Raw genomic sequence first — 16,756 nt, 5'->3', positions numbered from 1 at the left:
TACGCTCCCTTGCTCAAGGGCGTACGATAGCGTCCATCCGCACCGGGCGCGTGACTTCGCGCCGCGCCGTGGCCCGGCTCCAGGCCACCGCGAGGCTCACCACCACCCCCATCAGCGGCACCGCGCACAGCAGGTCCGTCAGGTAGTGGAAGCGCCCCACCAGGGTGGCCAGGATGAGGCAGATGGCCGGCACCAGCATCACCCGGAAGAAGCGCGGCGCGAACCGGAAGGCGTACACCAGCACCAGCAGCGCCGTCCCCGTGTGCCCCGAGGGGAAGCAGTCCCGCGAGAACGGCGGCATGCGCATCACCGAGTCCAGGAAGGACGTCACCCACAGTCCATTCACGGGCCCGGAGAAGGCGTGGAAGAGGAAGTAGCGCGGGCCGATGGCGGGCACCAGCGCGTAGCAGACGTAGTTGGCCAGGAAGAAGAGGCTCAGCGCGATGAGGTACTCGTCGAAGGCCTCGCGGCGGTCGGTGAAGTACAGCACCAGGCCCAGCGCCAACGGCCAGACGAAGTGGCCGTAGTAGCAGATCATCAGGATGTCGGTGAGCCAGGGCGGCACCACCTGCCCGAGCACCACGGACGCCTGGGCCCCGAACAGCCGCTGATCCAGCATGGCGAGCTGGGCGTCGCGAAGTACCGGGGTGGCGGCCGTCACCAGGGGGTTGAGCAACCCGTGGCTGAGGCTCAACACCGGCAGCAGCCAGAAGGAGGCCATGAAGGCCAGCAGCCGGTTCCTGGGAAAGGAGGCCTCCAGGGTGCGCAGCACCAGGGGGCCGAGCGCGAAGATGGCGAAGTAGACAGCGGACTCCGTGGAGCCGGGGGCCCAGCGAGCTGGGCCCACGAGTGCCAGGGCGGCCAATGAGCAGGAGACGACGATGATGAGGTCGACTGCCTTGAAGCTCACTTCCTGGCCGACATCGCGGGTACGGCTATACGAAGTCCATTCGCTCACGCCGATTTACGCTCCCCCGGTTCCGTAGCGGCCTCGTCCTTCCTGGGCGCGCCAATCTCCAGGCTCCGAACCATGCCCCCCTCCCGCTTCCGGCCCTTCCAGCGCTCCATCAAGGCGAGCATGGCCGGGAAGAAGACGGTGGTGCCCAGGAAGGTGCACATGACGCCCAGAAGTGCAATCTGGCCGATCGACCTCAAGCCCGCGTGATGAGAGATCAACAAAGCGCCGTAGCCCGCGGCATTGGACAGGGTGGCGACCACGGCCGCCAGGCCCGTATGGCGCACCACGTGGCCCAGGGAGCCAGGGCCCTCCTCCTCGTACCGGTGGAAGAGGTGCACCGAGTTGTCCACGGCGATGGCGAGCAGGTTGGGCAGCACCACCGCGTTGATGAAGTTGAGCTGGACGTCGAACAGGTACATGCCGCCCGCCAGGCACAGCATGCCCAGGAACAGAGGCCCGGCCACCAGGCAGGCGCGCTTGAAGCTGCGCAGGCTGATGAGGATGGTCACGAAGACCACCGACGCGGCGGCCCAGAGGATGAACGGTCCGTCTCCGCGCACCATGGAGAAGATGCGCGCGGCGATCCGGTTGCTATCCAACACCGCGAGGTCCACGCCCCGGGCCTTGGAGCCGGCGATGACCTCGTCGAGCTGCGAGGCCCACGCCGACAGCTCCCGGGTGTCGTGGTTGGACACCGAGGGGAACAGCAGCAGGAACATGCCCTTGCCATCCAGCGCCTCGAAGCGGCGGCGCACCTCCACGGGCATCTGCTCCGGCCCGTAGGGTTGGGCCTCCAGCATCTTCTTCACCGTGGCCACGCGCGGATCCTCCTGCGCGTCCTGGGGCAGCCGCTCCAGCATCCCGCGCAGCGCGGAGATCTGCTCCTGGTGCGCCGGCACGTCCTGGGGCAGTAGATCATTGAGCGAGGCGGACCGCAGGAAGGTCGAGTCCGCGCCATGGCGCGCCTTCACCTCGTCGATGACCTGCTGCACCACCTGGGCCTGCTTCAGGTCCTCCACCAGGAGGATGGCCGGGTTGAGCGGCGTGCCGGTCTGCTCGATGATGTGGTCATCCAGGCGCATCGCGGGCGACTCGCCCTTGAGGTTGCGCATGTTCGTCTCGAAGCCCACGCGCGGCGACACGTAGAGGGAGTAGCCCGCGAAGCCGAGCACCGACAGCAGGATGACGGTGATGGCCGCCGTGGGCATGCGCTTGCCGGGCAGGCGCGGCGTCGCCTGGGCGGGGGCCTCGGGCGCGTGCGCGGTCTCCTGCTTGCGTGCGCCGGGGCGCAGGCGCTCGGCGAGCACCAGCAGCGCGGGGCCCAGGCCATAGGCCACCAGCACGGACGTGACGACGCCCACGCCCGCCAGCAGGCCGAACTGCTTGAAGGCCTCGAACTGGGCGAACAGCAGCACGAAGAAGGCCGCCGCGTTCGTCAGCGCCGAGGTGATGGCTCCCGCGAAGGTGCCGCGCACGGCCTCCGCCAGCGCCTGGGGCGCGGAGTGCTCGCGCCGCTCCTCCCAGTAGCGCATGGCCAGGTGGATGCCGTACTCCAGGCCCAGGCCGATGAGGATGGCCACCAGGAAGCCCGTGACGATGTTGAGGTGGCCGATCGCCAGCTCCGCCACGGCGAACGTCAGCGTCACGCCGAAGATGACGGGCACGCCCACCACCGCCAGCGCCCACAGCCGCCGCGTGGCCAGCAGGATGATGGCCACCGCCATCACCGCCGAGAGGACTCCGGCGCGCGTGAGATCCTTGCGCATCACCGCGTCTTCCTCGAGCCGGGCCTGGAAGGCGCCCGCGTAGTCGAGCTCCACCCCGGGCCAGCCCTGGGCCACCTCGGCCGCCGCGCGCTTCACGTCGTCCACCAGCTTCTGCGCGAAGACGATGTCACCGGCCGTCCCATCCGGCTTCACCATGAGGAATACCTCGGAGCCATCCGCGCTCCCGAGGTACTCGCGCATGGGCGCCTCCGGGCTGTACTTCTTGACGATGGCGTCGAAGTCCGGCGGCGCGTCCTGCTCGTCCAGCAGGTCCACCGCCAGGGCCTTCTGCTTCTCGTAGCGCAGCCGCGTCTCCACGTCCTTGCGCAGCGCCTTCAGCTGCTCCGTGGGGAGCAGCAGCAGCCCGCGCTCCTCGAAGAAGGCCACGTCGAAGTGGTGCTCGACGTAGCGCACCTCCGGTAGCGTTTCGAGCTTCCTGGCCAGGGCATCGGAGAAGGCGCGCAGCGCCTCGGGCTTCGCGCCCTGCGCGCGCACCACCAGGTAGCCGTCTCCGCCGGCCTTCTGCGCCACCCGCGTCAGATCCTGGACCTCGGGGGCCTCCTTGGGCAGCAGTTCCACGAAGGACCCGCGGAACTCCAGGCGTCCGGCCAGCAGGGCTCCACCCAGCGCCAGCAACGTGAAGGCCAGCACGACCCGCCACGGGCGGGCGAGCGTGCTCCGGATGAAGGCCTCGTACCAACGCCGTCGAAGAGACTCAGCCAAGCTTGACCCCAGTCGATTAGAGGCCCGCAGAAAGCAAACTTCCGCTCCCCTGTCACGGCCTCTGAGAATGACGGTTCCAACACCGCCGGTACCGGAAGCCTTCCTCCCGGGTCCGGAGCCCTCCCCGTCCGTCCCGGGTATGCCCCCCGGAACCCGGGCGTTCCTCCCAAAACAGGGCAGGCGTGTCCCGGCTGTGCAACCGGTTGCTCACTCGCCTGTCCGGGGAACATAAAGGAGACCCCTGTCAACCCCGTCCAGGGACCGGGAGTTCCCCGTGCCTGGGAGCACATCGCCGGACAGTCGGTGCCTTGACACTCGGAGGGTGACTCAATATTGACGGCCACGCCTGGACCCCCGAGGAGGACGCGCGCTGCGGTGCCCCGGGTCGGTATGAACACTGCAGGGAAGCGCGCCCCATTATTCGCGGAGCCCGGACCTCCCCCAAGAGAGAAGACCCCCCATGAGTGACGTGTTCGAGAAGTGCCGCAGCTGGAAGGACTACCGCATCGCCAAGGCCACCGGGCTCTACCCCTACTTCCGGGCCATCGAGGAGTCGTTCGGGGCGACGGAGGTCCAGATCGAGGGCCGCCGCGTCATCATGGTCGGGTCGAACAACTACCTGGGCCTGAGCGCGGATCCCCGGGTGAAGGAGGCGGCGATCAAGGCGGTGGAGCGCTACGGCACCACGTGCTCCGGCTCGCGCCTGCTCAACGGCACCCTGGCGCTGCACGAGGAGCTGGAGCAGCGCCTGGCGAAGTTCCTCAACCGCGAGGCCGCGCTGGTCATCTCCACCGGCTTCCAGACGAACCTGGCCATGGCCTCCATCCTGGGCCGCCACGACATCGTCTTCGCGGACCGGCAGAACCACGCCTCGCTGGTGGACGGCGTGCGGCTGTCCTTCGCCACCGAGCGCAAGTACCGGCACAACGACCTGGAGCACCTCGAGCAGCTGCTGCAGCAGTCGGCCGAGAAGGAGCCCAAGGCGGGGAAGATCATCGTCACCGACGGCGTGTTCTCGATGGAGGGCGACATCTGTGACCTGCCCCGCATCGTGGAGCTGTCCAAGAAGTACAACGCGCGGGTGATGACGGACGATGCCCACTCCATGGGCGTGCTGGGTGAGAAGGGCCGCGGCACCTCCGAGTACTTCGGGCTGGAGGCGGAGACGGACCTCGTCATGGGCACGTTCTCCAAGAGCTTCGCGTCGCTGGGCGGCGTGCTGGCCGGCCCGCACGACGTCATCAACTACATGCGCCACAAGTCGCGCTCGGTCATCTTCTCCGCGTCCATGACGCCGGCGTCCATCGCCTCGGCGCTCAAGGCGCTGGAGATCATCGAGGCCGAGCCGCAGCGGCGCGCGCGCCTGCTGGACATCGCCGAGAAGATGCACAACGGCTTCCGCGCCATGGGCTTCGACACGGGCGTGTCGGTGACGCCGGTGGTGCCGGTGCACATCGGCGACCAGGTGAAGTGCTTCCGCTTCTGGAAGGCGCTGCACGAGGCGGGTGTGTTCGCCAACCCCGTGATTCCTCCGGCGGTGGAGCCGGGCCACGCCCTCATCCGCACCAGCTACATGGCCACGCACACGGACGAGCAGCTGGACCGGGTGCTCGACATCTTCGAGCAGATTGGCAAGAAGATGGACGTCATCCCCCAGACGCGGCCGTCCACGTACACCCCGGTGCAGATCGCCCGCCCGGGCTCGCAGGTGCGCAACAACAAGGCCTCGGAGAAGTGGGCCGCGGCCAGCGTGGGTCAGAACGGCACGAACGGCTTCTCGCTGGATCAGCTCTCGCGCATGTCCTCGCGCGAGGTGGCCGGCAAGCTGTTCGACGCCATGGAGTCGCTCACCTGGAAGGCCGCCAACCTCCAGCCGGAGGACATCCGCAAGCTGGGCCAGGTGCCGATGAAGCTGTGGGAGAAGCGCGCGGACATCCCGGGCCTGCTGCTGGAGAAGGGCGCCAACCTCTTCATCCGCAACGGGCGCGAGGACCAGAACTAGGAGCAGGGAAACACCATGGCCGTCACCGCCGAGACGCAGACCTCCGAGTCGAAGTTGCCGCCCCTTCCCGCCAACGTGCAGGTGACTCCCGTCCGCACCTCGGCGGATCACACGGCCTTCATCCGCTTCCCGTACACCATCTACAAGGGCGACCCGAACTTCGTGCCGCACCTGGAGATGGAGCGCCGGGACTTCATGAACCCGAAGAAGCACCCCTTCTTCGAGTTCGGTGAGGTGGAGTTCTTCCTCGCCCGCCGCGAGGGCGAGGTGGTGGGGCGGATCGCGGCGGTGAACAACCCCCGCTACAACGAGTACCAGGGCACCAACGTCGGCTTCTTCGGCCTCTTCGAGTGCGTGAACGACGCCGGCGTGGCCCGGGCGCTGTTCGAGGCGGCGGCCGCCTGGCTGCGCGCCAAGGGCTTCGCTTCCGTGATCGGCCCGATGAGCTACTCCACCAATGGCGAGGTGGGCATGCTCATCGACGGGTTCAACACCCCGCCGGCCATCATGACGACGTACAACCCCACCTGGTACCCGGCGCTGGTCGAGGCCAACGGCTTCACCAAGGCCAAGGACCTGTTCGCGTGGGAGCTGTCCTCCTCCACCCCGCCGCCGGAGAAGGTGGCGCGCATCGCGGAGAAGATCCGCCAGCGCGAGGGCGTCACCGTGCGCCCGGTGAACCTGAAGGAGTTCGACGCCGAGGTGGCCCGGGTGAAGACGATGTACAACCAGGCCTGGGAGAAGAACTGGGGCTTCGTGCCGATGACGGAGGCCGAGTTCGATCACCTGGCGCGCGATCTGAAGCAGATGGTGCGTCCGGAGCTCGTGCTGGTGGCCGAGGTGAAGGGCCAGCCCGTGGGCTTCTCGCTCACCCTGCCGGACGCCAACGAGGCCATCAAGGCGGCCAATGGCCGGCTCACCACGTTCGGCCTGCCCATCGGTCTGGCGAAGCTGCTGCTGGCCTCGCGCCGCATCCGCCGGCTGCGCCTCATCCTGCTGGGCACCGTCGAGGGCTACCGGCGCCGCGGCCTGGACGCCATCCTCTACCTGGACACCCTGAACAAGGCGCGTGAGCTGGGCTACGAGGGCGGGGAGATCTCCTGGACGCTCGAGGACAACCACCTCGTCAACCGCGCCATCGAGTCCATGGGCGGCAAGCGCTCCAAGCTGTACCGCGTCTACGAGAAGCCGCTGTAGACGCGGTGCGGGGGAGTCCGTCACTGCACGGACTTCTCGAGCTGCGCCTTCTTGGCCTTCAGGGTGGCCAGCAGGCCGTCGAAGCCCTTGTCGGCGATCAGCTTGCGGAACTGGCCCTGGTACGTCTCCAGGAGCGACACGTCATCGGTGACGATGTCGTAGATGCGCCACTCACCCTTCCCCGCCGTCTTGTAGAGCTTGTACTCGACGGGGAACTTGTCCCGGTTCACGTTCACCGTGGTGCCCACGGTGGCCTCGTTCCCCTCGACGGTCTCCTTGCCGTACTCGACCTGCGCCTTGCCCTGGCCGAGCGCCTTCTGGGCGTAGGAGGCACGCAGCAGGCCCTCCATGGTGCTGGAGAAGTCCTTGCGCTGCGCGGCCGTCAGCTTGTCCCACTTGTCGCCGAGCGCGCGCTTGGACAGCTCACCAAAATCCACGAAGCGCTCTACCACCTTCGACAGCTGATCCGCGGTGGCCCCCTTGGCGGAAGCGACCTTCTGGACGTCGGTATTGCCCGACTTCACGACATCGAGGGGACCCGGGGCGGCGGTGAGCAGCACGGCTGCGAGCAGGGAGGCGAACATATCGGTGTGACTCCGTATCGCTGAAAGTGAAAGTTGGGAGAGAGGACAGCCCGCGGCCCGGAGTTATTCACGGCTCCCGGGGCGTGGTGCCGGTGACCCGTGCCAGCTCCGCCTGGGCGACCTGGAAGTCGTGCCAGCTCTGCGCCCGGTCGGCCGACGACTGGGCGAGCGCCGTGAAGGACTCGATCAGATCCCTGGTGCCGGTGGTGCCGAGATCGAACGCGGCCATGGCCGCGGTGACCCAGCGCCGCGCGTCCCGCTCCGCCTGGGTGAGCACCCTCGCCCGCTCCAGCGCCGCCACCACCTCTCCGTGCGCCTTCGTCACCTCCAGGCGGATGGCCGCCTGAAGCAGCCGCTGCTGCGCCTTCAGCTTGTCCAGCTCCGCTCGCGATTGGTCCAGCTGCGACTGCTTCACCGGAATGTCGAAGGTGCTGCGCGCCACCAGCCCCACGCCCGCTTCGCGCTGGTTGTACGGATCGAAGGCGAAGGGATCCCGCTGCGGCGTCGCGCTCGAGGTGTACCGGAGCGTCAGGAAGCCCGCGAGCCCGATGTCCGGATAGAACATGCGCTCGCGGATGAACACCTCCTGCTCGCGCGCGACGACCCCCGCGGCGATGCCCGCGAGCTCCGGCCGCTTCTGCTCCGCCGTCGCCAGCGCCTCCTCCAGCGTCGGTGGCTTCAGCTCCCCTTCCGGCTCCAGCTCCACCTCGACCACCTCCACCGACTCCCCGGGAGGAGTGCCCGCCAGCAGACGGATGGCGGCCAGCGCGAGCTGCCGGCCCTGCTCGGCCTGGGCCCGGCGCGCCTCGAGCTGGTTGCGGAAGAAGCCGACCTTGTACAGGTCCATCTTCGACACCTGCTCGGACTTCTCGTTCAGCATCTTCTGCAGCTGTTTCGCCGCGTCCTCCAGCCGCTTCGACGTCTCGTCGAGCTGCACCAGCCCCGAGCGCGCCAGCTGATAGCCGAAGAAGGCCTGTGCCGCCTGGAATCCCGCCTCGTCCTGCGCGCGCTCCTTCAGCGCATTGCCGATGACGGGCCCCTGCTCCGCCGCCTTCTCCAACGCTCGCAGCTTCCCGAACGTGTAGAGCGGCAGCACCGCGTTCGCCTCGATGAAGGCGGTGAACCCCATCCGGCCGAACCGCCAGTCGCCCTCGAGCGAGGCCTCCGTCGTCGGCGGTCCGCCCAGGCCGTCGTTGCGCGCCTCGGGGACCGGGCCTCCAAAACCCACCGTCGTCTCGAACTTGGGGAACCAGGCCCAGCGCGCCTGGCGCAGCAGCGCCTCCAACCGGCGCAGCTCCGCCCGGGCCTCCTCCACCCGCGCGTCCTGCTTGCGCGCGCGCTGGACGAGCTGCTCCAGCGTGAGCGGCTCCGCCTTCACCTTCCCGGGCGCCGAGGGCGGCCCCTGCTCCGGCACCGCCTCCTGGGCCGTCTCACCCACCTGGGGCGCCACGTCCGGGGCCTGGGGCGTGGGCGCCGGAGTCGGAGCCGGTGTAGCCGGTGCGATCTGCGCTCCCGCCAGCGTGGCGGCGAGCATCAACCCCACTCCCATGACACGTTGCGGATTTCTGCGGTTCACCACTCGCCATCTCCCAGGGCCCCACTCCCGGCGGGGCGTTTTCGAGCGGCGCAGCATCCACCTTCGTGACGCTCCCGTCATCGGGATCGTGAATCCCTCCTTCGCCCGAGCGTTCGCGCCGCGACGAAGAGTCGCATGATCTGCTTGGTCCTGGGCCGCCGCATGGGCAGAATCCGCGCCGCCAAGTCAAGGGGCCTCCCGCCCCCCATCGAGGAGCCATATGGCTTATACCGATCGCGTCAAGCAGATCCTCTCGTGGTACCCGTCCGACACTCCGGGCACGCTGACCAACCTGGCCCGCCTGCTCAACACCGGCACCCTCGCCGGCACTGGCAAGATGGTGATCCTCCCGGTGGATCAGGGCTTCGAGCACGGCCCGGCTCGTTCCTTCGCCCCCAACCCCGCCGGATATGATCCGGACTACCACATCCAGCTGGCCATCGAGACGGGCTGCAATGCCTACGCCGCGCCCCTGGGCTTCCTGGAGGCCGTGGCCGGCAAGTACCTGGGTGAGATCCCGCTGATCCTCAAGCTCAACAACTCGGACACCCTGGGCAAGCCCGAGCACCCCATGTCCGCCGTGACGGGCTCCGTGAAGGACGCGGTGCGCCTGGGCTGCTCGGCCATCGGCTACACCATCTACCCGGGCTCCGGCGCCCGCAACGAGCAGTACCAGGCCCTGCGCGAGCTGATCGCCGAGGCCAAGGAGTACGGCCTTCCCACGGTCCTGTGGGCCTACCCGCGCGGTAGCATCTCCAAGGAAGGCGAGCAGGCCATCGACGTGATCTCCTACGCGGCGCAGATCAGCGCCCAGCTCGGCGCCCACGTCATCAAGGTCAAGCCGCCCAAGGACTTCCTGGAGCAGCCCGAGGCCAAGAAGGTCTACGAGACGTACAAGATCCCCACCAAGACCATGGAGGAGCGGATCCGCGATGTCGTGAAATCCGCCTTCAACGGAAAGCGCATCGTGATCTTCTCCGGTGGCGAGAACAAGACGACCGAGGCCCTGCTCGAGGAGATCCGTCAGATCGCCGCCGGCGGCGGTTTCGGCTCCATCATGGGCCGTAATGCCTTCCAGCGGCCGCACGATGAGTCCGTGAAGCTGCTGAAGGACGTGATGAACATTTTCAAGAACGCCAAATAACTACACAAAACCACACACTCGTGCGTGGGGTTTCAGCGGCCGTTTTCCCTCGGGATCGGCCGCTTTTTCATTGCCGATGGAAAACATGCAGGCGGGTCAAAAAAGCCATATGGGTAGTTCATGACCCGTTACATCTTTTTCCCTCGGAGGCCCTTCCTTCTGTGCAGTGACGGCAGTATTTCTCTCTCTAAAAGCCATTTGCCTGTATAAAAATTTTCTGCTATTAAAATCGCAATAGAATCAGCGATGGGGCTTGACCGACCCCCCCCAAGCCGCCCAGCCCCGGAGGTCCGCCATGCTGACGTTGGTTGCCGCAGTGCAGGATACGATGCCGACGCGCGGAGCCTCGGGTGCGCAGAACCCCGTCATGAAAGAGCGGAAGCCCTCACCGGCCGGGACTCCGGCGGCAGAACAGTCTTCGTCCCCCCTGGACTTCGTGTCCTGGGCGAAGACGGTGCAGTACCAGACGCAGGTGGTGCTGCATCAGATCCTCGAGCTCGAGGATGAGAGGCACCTCGACACGTCCTGGAACAAGGTGCTGGAGCAGGTGCGCAGCTACAGTCTGCGTCCCTCCAAACGCATCCGACCGGGCCTGGTGCTCGTGGGGTACGCCCTGGGGCGGGGCGACACGCGGGCTCCCTCGGGGTTGTGGCGGTTCGCGGCGGCCACGGAGCTGCTGCACACGTTCATGCTGATCCACGACGATGTGGCGGATCAGGCGGACACGCGGCGCGGGGGTGCCGCGCTCCACAAGATGCTCGGCGAGGGGCGGCTCGGCGAGAACCTGGCGATCGTGATCGGTGACCACCTCTACGGCCGTTCGCTGGAGGTGATGCTGGGCTGCAACCTGCCGGACGCGGACGTGGCCACGCGCTACTTCCTCAAGGTGTGCCGCTACACCGCGGCCGGGCAGTACATGGACATCCGGCTGCCGCACCAACCGCTGGCCGAGCTGTCCATCTACCACGCGCTGCGCGTGGCCTACCTGAAGACGGCGCTGTACGGCTTCACCGCGCCGCTCGTGTGCGGCGCCATGCTGGCCGGCTCCGATCCGGAGCTGATCAACAAGCTGGAGCGCTTTGGCCGCTACGTGGGAACCGCCTACCAGCTTCGTGACGACCTCCTCGGTCTCTACGGGCAGTCCTCCGTGGTGGGCAAGCCGACCGACTCGGACCTGGCGCAGGGCAAGCGCACCTTCCCGCTGCTGGCCGCCTACCTCCGCGCGACGCCCGAGGCCCGTCAGGAGCTGGAGACGCTGTGCATCCCCGGCCCCAAGGACGAGATGATGCTGCAGCGCGCCCGGGAGCTGGTGGAGCAGCACGGGGGCCGTTCCGCCACCGAGCGCCTCATCGAGCGCTCCACCAACGCCGCCGCGCGCATCCTCAACACCCTGCCCGAGGCCGGGGGTCTCAAGCAGATGCTGCGCGATCTGCTGCAGATGCTGATGATCCGCGAGGCCTAGCCGCTTCCGCGAGGCCCCTGGTGCCTCGTGAGCCCCATCGGGTGGCTCCGGGTACCCCTGACGCCTCGCGGCCCGAGCACGGCCCTCTTCCGTCGACGCCAGGGCCATCCGCACGGGCATCAGCCGAGAGGGCGAAGCCGACGCGCACCAGATGGGGAAAATGAAAAGGCCCGTCAGGAGTGAACCTGACGGGCCTTCTTCATTGTGGAGCTAACCGGGATCGAACCGGTGACCTCTTGAATGCCATTCAAGCGCTCTCCCAGCTGAGCTATAGCCCCATATTCACTTGTGTCTTCGAGGGTGAAAGACGAGGCCCGTCAGCGATCCTGACGGGCCTCTTTTTTCGACTGTGGAGCTAACCGGGATCGAACCGGTGACCTCTTGAATGCCATTCAAGCGCTCTCCCAGCTGAGCTATAGCCCCGAAACCTCGCAACCACCTGGGCAGTGGCTGCCGTCCGTCAAAAGCGGCGCCCTTCTACAACGGCTTCTTGCGGGACGCTACTCCTGAATTCGTCGGCCCCGCTTTTTTTTCGTTCAGCCGCTGGGCCGCCTCCTCTCCTTCCTTGAGGAGGTCGCTGATCTCCCGGGCATGGGCCTCGGCCTTCTTCTGCGCGTGCTCCACGGCCTTCAGGAGGGGGCCAAAGCCCTCGGGCAGCTGCAGCTTCCCCTTCTGCACCTGCTTGAAGACCGACTCGCCCAGCTGGCGCAGCGCGCGATCCTTCTCCTTCTGGATGAAGTCGCTCTGCGTCTTCGCTCGAGCCAGCTCGGAATGCTTCTCCACCTGCTCGCGGAGCTCGGCCATCTGCGACTGGGCGGACTGGAACGCCTCCTGGAGCTGACGGAGGGTCTCGGACTGCTTCGGGTCGGCTGCCACCGGGTGCAACCTCTCGGAAAGAGGACTGCTTTCCTGCGTAGCGTGCGCCCGCGGGCACTGTCAACCCCGCCTACCCCTTGCGCAGCCGGGCGGCGAAGAAGCCACCCCCGGGCACCCGCGGAGGCAGGGCCCTCAGGAAGGGGCCATCGCACAGCACCGCCGCCCGCTCGGCGCCGAAGAGGGGCGCGAGGGGCTCCACCGTGAAGCCGGGCACCTTCGCGAGGAAGTCGCGCACCACCGCGTCGTTCTCCTCGGGCAGCAGCGAGCACGTGGCGTACACCACCAGTGCTCCCTGCCTCACCTGGGGTGCCAGCTCCTCCAGCAGCCCCAGCTGCGTGTCGTGGAACTCCGCCACCGCCTTCGCCGACAGCTTCCACTTCTGATCCGGCTCCCGCGCCAGCGAGCCCGTCCCGCTGCACGGCGCGTCCACCAGCACCACGTCCGCCTGCTCCAGCGGCAGCGGGTGCGGGAAGGACACGTGCCGCAGCGACAGCTCCCTCGCCCGCTCACGGGCCTGCGCCAGCCGCCGGCGCGAGCGGTCTCCCGCCAGCACCCGCCCCTTCGCCCCCACCTCGTCCGCCAGCGCGAGCGTCTTCCCGCCCGCCCCCGCGCACATGTCCGCCACCGTCCGCCCCGACAGCGAGCCCTCCAGGGGACGGCACGCCTCGACGATGAGCTGGCTGCCCACGTCCTGCACCTGCAACCGGCCCTCCTTCATCACCCGCGTCTCGAAGACGCGATGGCTCGCCTCGGCGATGCGCACCGCGTCCAGCGCCACCGCCACCGGCTCCGCCGCCACGCCCTCCTCGGACAGCCGCGCCAGCACCTCGGCCCGCGTCCCCGAGGGCCTCGCGCGGAAGTGCAGCGCCGGCTCCTCGTCCAGCGCCGCCAGCATCGCCTCCAGCACCGGCTCCGGGTGCAGCTCGGCCAGCCGCAGCACCAGCCAGTTGGGGAAGGAGTAGCGCGTCGCCAGGCGCTCGGGGACGGACTCGGGCACCGGCGGCTCCGGCAGCGGCGACTCCGCCACCTGACGCAGCAGATCATCCTTGATGGTGCGCGGACGCACCGGGCCGGGCAGCTTCACCTCGGGGCCGATGCGCGCCCAGCCCTCGCCACAGAAGAGCCGGCGCCAGAGCGCGTAGCGCACCAGCGTCTGATCCTCCAACAAGCCGATCTTGCTCGGGGGGTGCCCCAACGTGCGCGCCGCCAGATCCAACAGCCGCTGGTGCCGGGACATCTCCCGCACCGCCAGGGCCGTGAAGCGCCGCTCCTGACCGCCCAGGCTGCCCGCGTCCTTCAACGCATTGGCCAGCGCCAGCTTCAGGGGTTCGCCCTTCAACACCGACAGGTGCGCCTCCAGGGCCGCCGTCGCCGCACGTCGCGACGGCCGCCCCAGACGCTCCTCATCCAGGAAGCTCGTGGGCCAGAGTGTGCTCAAAGCTCGAACGATCCGCGCCCCGCTACCCGCGGAGCGCCAGCGAGACGGCCAGACACCCCTCGCGAGTCCGCACTTCGCGCGGTCCGGCCGACAGATAGAGATATTGGTGCCGCTCCCGGCGCTCGCCGTCCACCTCGAGCGAGCCCTCCAGCACCACCATGCCCGAGCGGCCCCGGTGCAGCGGCCGGGGCAGGCTCGTCCCCGCCTCCATCCGCACCCACAACCGCCCGCCCGGCTCCTCGACCGCCTGGACACCGGCGGCCGCCTCCTTCCACGCCCCCTCGGGCGCCGCCTGCCCCACCAGCCGCTCCACCTCGCTCCTGAGCGAGAGGAAGCGCTCCACCAACCCCAGCATGTCGTCGATCTGGAACGGCTTGGGCACCACCGCGTCCGGCTCGTGGGGCCTCATCACCCGCACCACCTCCTCGGCCGTCGCCGCGCTGACGATGGCCACCGGCTGCAGCCGCTGACGCGCCGCCTCCAGGATGATGCGCCCTCCCTCCCCCGTCTCACCGATGCGCAGATCCGTGACCACCAGGGAAAAGGTCTCCTCGCGCAACGCGCCCAGCGCCTGGGTCACGCTGCCCGCTTCACGCACCGGGGCCTGCTCGGAGATGAGCTCGACCATCCCCTCGCGGAGACTGGCGTCATCTTCCACCAGCAGAACCTTCATCGCGTCCTCCCACCCGGCACTCCGGAGTCGTACTGCCCGCGGGAGTGCCCAGCGGGCGGGTACTCCCCGGATTGGCCCTCCCCGGACTCGAACCGGGACGCGGGGTCAGCCGCAGCGGATTTTGAGTCCGCCTCGTCTACCAATTTCGACAGAGGGCCCCTTGGGGTTGGAACGAGCAGACGTATACCTCGATGTCCGCCCGGACGCATCCGAAGATTGCGGTCCCCCCCAACGATCGCTAAACGGGCGCCATGTACAACCTTCTCATCGCCCTGGGTGCGGGTCTGCTCGTCACCCTGGTGACCAAGTTCGCGGGCTTCAAGGTCTGGCAGGGCCTCATCCCGGGTACCCTCGTCTTCGTCGGAACCTACATCTGGCTCGGCCGCCGCATCGGCAACAAGCTCCAGGCGCTCATGACCTCCGTCCAGAAGGAACTCCAGGGGCAGCCCACCAGCCAGAAGGAAGCCCAGGCGCGTGTCGAGCGGTCCATCAAGATGCTCGAAGGTGGGCTCGTCTACGACAAGTGGCAGTTCCTCGTGGGCGCGGAGATCCACTCCCAGATTGGCATGCTGAAGTACATGTCCAAGGATCTGGACGGCGCCAAGGCGCACCTGTCCAAGGCCAGCCCGCGCAACTACATGGCCAAGGCCATGGAGGGCGCCCTCTTCTTCCAGCGCAAGGACTTCGCCGCCATGAAGAAGTCCTTCGAGGCCGCCGTCACCTCCGGCAAGAAGGAGCCCCTGATGTGGGCCGTCTACGCCTGGTGCCTCGTACAGAACAAGGAGAAGGACGAGGCCCTCAGGGTGCTGGGGCGCGGCGTGGAGGCCAACCCCTCCGACGAGAAGCTGAAGAGCAGCCTCTCGGCCCTCCAGAATGACAAGAAACTGAAGATGAAGCCCTACGAGCCCATGTGGTGGCAGTTCGGCCTCGAGCCGCCTCCGCCCCAGATGATCGGCGGTGGCGGTGGCAGGCGCTTTCAGTTCAGCCCCCGACGCTGATCCACCCGTCCCAGGAATTCCTACTGGCACGATACCCGGGAACGCTGCAACTCTTGCCTAGTAGGTGCGCCTCCTCCAAGGCGTTGGGTGCTGCAAGTCCCTGGAATCACTCCCGCCTCTCCGGACTTGAAGAGGGGCACGACGCTTGCTCCTCGGGTCGGCCACACCACTCGCCAGAGCGGGTCGGTGTGATGAGACATCGGACTTGGCAGCCGGGGGTCTCGGGTGAAGGAGGAGGAGGACGTGGGGTGCTCCCCTTGGGTGGCGGCGACGGACGGGCGGGAGGGAGATCCCTCCGGGCGTGGCACCCGAGACTTTCGGCCTGCCATTGAGAGGCAGGCGCAGGAAGTGGAGCGGATCATGGAACGGCACGACCGCCGCGGGGACAGGGCACTGATCCTGGTCGTGGAAGATGACGCGGGCACACGGGAAAGCCTGGTGGAGCTGCTCGCCGCCAAGTTCGACGTGCTGGGCGCGAGCGACGGCCAGTCGGGCCTGGTGCTCGCCCGGGAGCGCCAGCCGGATCTGGTCCTCCTGGATCGCTTCCTCGACCACGAGGACGGGTTGACCATTCTCGAGTCGCTGCAGCACGACAAGGCGACCGAGTCCGTCCCCGTCATCTTCCTCACCGGAGACTCGGACGAGGCCACGCTGGAGCGGTGCCTGGAGATGGGCGCCGTGGACTTCGTCCACAAGCCGGCGAGCGGCCGCGAGCTGATGGCCCGCATCGACCGGGCCCTGCGCCAGAGCGAGCAGCAACAGCGCCTGCAGGTGCTCGCCCAGACGGACGCGCTCACGGGCCTGGCCAACTTCCGCGCCCTGTCCATCCGGCTCGACGAGGAGTTCAAGCGCTCCAACCGCTACCAGTACCCCATGTCCGTGGTGGTCATCGACCTGGACCACCTCAAGGCCATCAACGACGGCATGGGGCATGACGTGGGCAACCGGGCAATCCTCGCCCTGGCCAGCCACCTGCGCACCAACCTGCGCGAGGTGGACTTCGCGGCCCGCTTCGGAGGCGACGAGTTCGTCGCGCTGCTGCCCCATCAGACGGCGGCCGAGGCGGCGGTCTTCGCCGAGCGGATCCGCGCCGGACTGCGCACCGTGAAGGTGACGCGAAGCGACGGGCGGCCGGCGCCCTTCGGCCTGAGCGTCAGCGTGGGGATCGCCGACCACTCGACCGCCAACCCGCGGGAGAGCACGGAGTCCCTGTTGAGGGCCGCCGATGCCGCTCTCTACGAGGCCAAGCGCGAGGGGCGCGATCGCGTGGTGGTGTACGGGGCTCAGGAGATGCCTCCCCCGAAGGCACAGCGGCACTGACAGACACCCATACCCCCAGAGGACCGGATGGAAGGCGGA

Annotated in this window: 13 protein-coding genes and 3 tRNA genes; 6 read left to right on the top strand and 10 right to left on the bottom strand. The window is 68.1% G+C overall.

Features of this window, described 5'->3' with window-relative positions; all coding sequences use genetic code 11:
• Positions 1-13 precede the first annotated feature (13 nt).
• The gene (locus NR810_RS07670; RefSeq protein WP_257449555.1) at positions 14-958 is read right to left on the bottom strand and encodes a phosphatase PAP2 family protein; all 945 of its coding nucleotides are present in this window, start codon (positions 956-958) and stop codon (positions 14-16) included.
• A complete protein-coding gene (locus tag NR810_RS07665; protein WP_257449553.1) occupies positions 955-3,447 on the bottom strand; it encodes an efflux RND transporter permease subunit in 2,493 nt (830 codons plus the stop codon). The genes NR810_RS07670 and NR810_RS07665 overlap by 4 nt, the downstream gene beginning before the upstream one ends.
• Positions 3,448-3,907: 460 nt before the next feature.
• On the opposite strand from NR810_RS07665, the gene NR810_RS07660 reads away from it, so the two are divergent.
• On the top strand, positions 3,908-5,449 hold the full coding sequence (locus tag NR810_RS07660) for an aminotransferase class I/II-fold pyridoxal phosphate-dependent enzyme (RefSeq protein ID WP_257449551.1): 1,542 nt from the start codon (positions 3,908-3,910) through the stop codon (positions 5,447-5,449).
• Between the two features lie 15 nt (positions 5,450-5,464).
• Complete coding sequence (locus NR810_RS07655; RefSeq protein WP_257449548.1) at positions 5,465-6,646, top strand: GNAT family N-acetyltransferase; 1,182 nt, start codon at positions 5,465-5,467, stop codon at positions 6,644-6,646.
• 20 nt (positions 6,647-6,666) lie between these two features.
• Here the strand turns inward: NR810_RS07655 and NR810_RS07650 are convergent, their stop codons facing one another.
• Both NR810_RS07650 and NR810_RS07645 read right to left on the bottom strand, forming a co-directional pair.
• Positions 6,667-7,230: an MlaC/ttg2D family ABC transporter substrate-binding protein gene (locus tag NR810_RS07650; protein WP_257449545.1), complete on the bottom strand. Its 564-nt coding sequence runs from the start codon at positions 7,228-7,230 to the stop codon at positions 6,667-6,669.
• 67 nt (positions 7,231-7,297) lie between these two features.
• Positions 7,298-8,806 carry a TolC family protein gene (locus tag NR810_RS07645; RefSeq protein WP_407653761.1) on the bottom strand — a complete coding sequence of 503 codons (1,509 nt, stop codon included), beginning with the start codon at positions 8,804-8,806 and terminating at the stop codon, positions 7,298-7,300.
• A 220-nt stretch (positions 8,807-9,026) separates the two neighbouring features.
• On the opposite strand from NR810_RS07645, the gene NR810_RS07640 reads away from it, so the two are divergent.
• On the top strand, positions 9,027-9,950 hold the full coding sequence (locus NR810_RS07640; RefSeq protein WP_257449542.1) for a class I fructose-bisphosphate aldolase: 924 nt from the start codon (positions 9,027-9,029) through the stop codon (positions 9,948-9,950).
• A gap of 295 nt (positions 9,951-10,245) precedes the next feature.
• Positions 10,246-11,412, top strand: a complete 1,167-nt coding sequence (locus NR810_RS07635; protein ID WP_204228639.1) for a polyprenyl synthetase family protein — start codon at positions 10,246-10,248, stop codon at positions 11,410-11,412.
• 205 nt (positions 11,413-11,617) lie between these two features.
• Here NR810_RS07635 and NR810_RS07630 read toward each other — a convergent pair.
• The 6 genes from NR810_RS07630 to NR810_RS07605 all read right to left on the bottom strand — a co-directional run bounded on the left by NR810_RS07630 (position 11,618) and on the right by NR810_RS07605 (position 14,557).
• Positions 11,618-11,690 (bottom strand) — tRNA-Ala (locus NR810_RS07630).
• Positions 11,691-11,762: 72 nt separating this feature from the next.
• A tRNA-Ala gene (locus tag NR810_RS07625) sits at positions 11,763-11,835 on the bottom strand.
• Positions 11,836-11,889: 54 nt separating this feature from the next.
• Positions 11,890-12,288 (bottom strand): hypothetical protein, encoded by a 399-nt coding sequence (locus tag NR810_RS07620; RefSeq protein WP_257449540.1) that lies wholly within the window; start codon positions 12,286-12,288, stop codon positions 11,890-11,892.
• A 70-nt stretch (positions 12,289-12,358) separates the two neighbouring features.
• Positions 12,359-13,726: an RsmB/NOP family class I SAM-dependent RNA methyltransferase gene (locus tag NR810_RS07615; protein WP_257449538.1), complete on the bottom strand. Its 1,368-nt coding sequence runs from the start codon at positions 13,724-13,726 to the stop codon at positions 12,359-12,361.
• Positions 13,727-13,748: 22 nt separating this feature from the next.
• Complete coding sequence (locus NR810_RS07610; RefSeq protein WP_257449536.1) at positions 13,749-14,399, bottom strand: response regulator; 651 nt, start codon at positions 14,397-14,399, stop codon at positions 13,749-13,751.
• A gap of 72 nt (positions 14,400-14,471) precedes the next feature.
• Positions 14,472-14,557 (bottom strand) — tRNA-Leu (locus tag NR810_RS07605).
• Positions 14,558-14,650: 93 nt separating this feature from the next.
• Between NR810_RS07605 and NR810_RS07600 the strand changes: the two genes are divergently transcribed.
• The gene (locus tag NR810_RS07600; protein ID WP_257449535.1) at positions 14,651-15,397 is read left to right on the top strand and encodes a tetratricopeptide repeat protein; all 747 of its coding nucleotides are present in this window, start codon (positions 14,651-14,653) and stop codon (positions 15,395-15,397) included.
• A 360-nt stretch (positions 15,398-15,757) separates the two neighbouring features.
• Positions 15,758-16,717 (top strand): diguanylate cyclase, encoded by a 960-nt coding sequence (locus tag NR810_RS07595; RefSeq protein WP_257449534.1) that lies wholly within the window; start codon positions 15,758-15,760, stop codon positions 16,715-16,717.
• Positions 16,718-16,756 lie beyond the last annotated feature (39 nt).

The sequence above is a fragment of the Archangium lipolyticum genome, assembly GCF_024623785.1.
GTDB lineage: Bacteria > Myxococcota > Myxococcia > Myxococcales > Myxococcaceae > Archangium > Archangium lipolyticum.
This window is presented reverse-complemented; position numbering and strand designations above follow the sequence as displayed.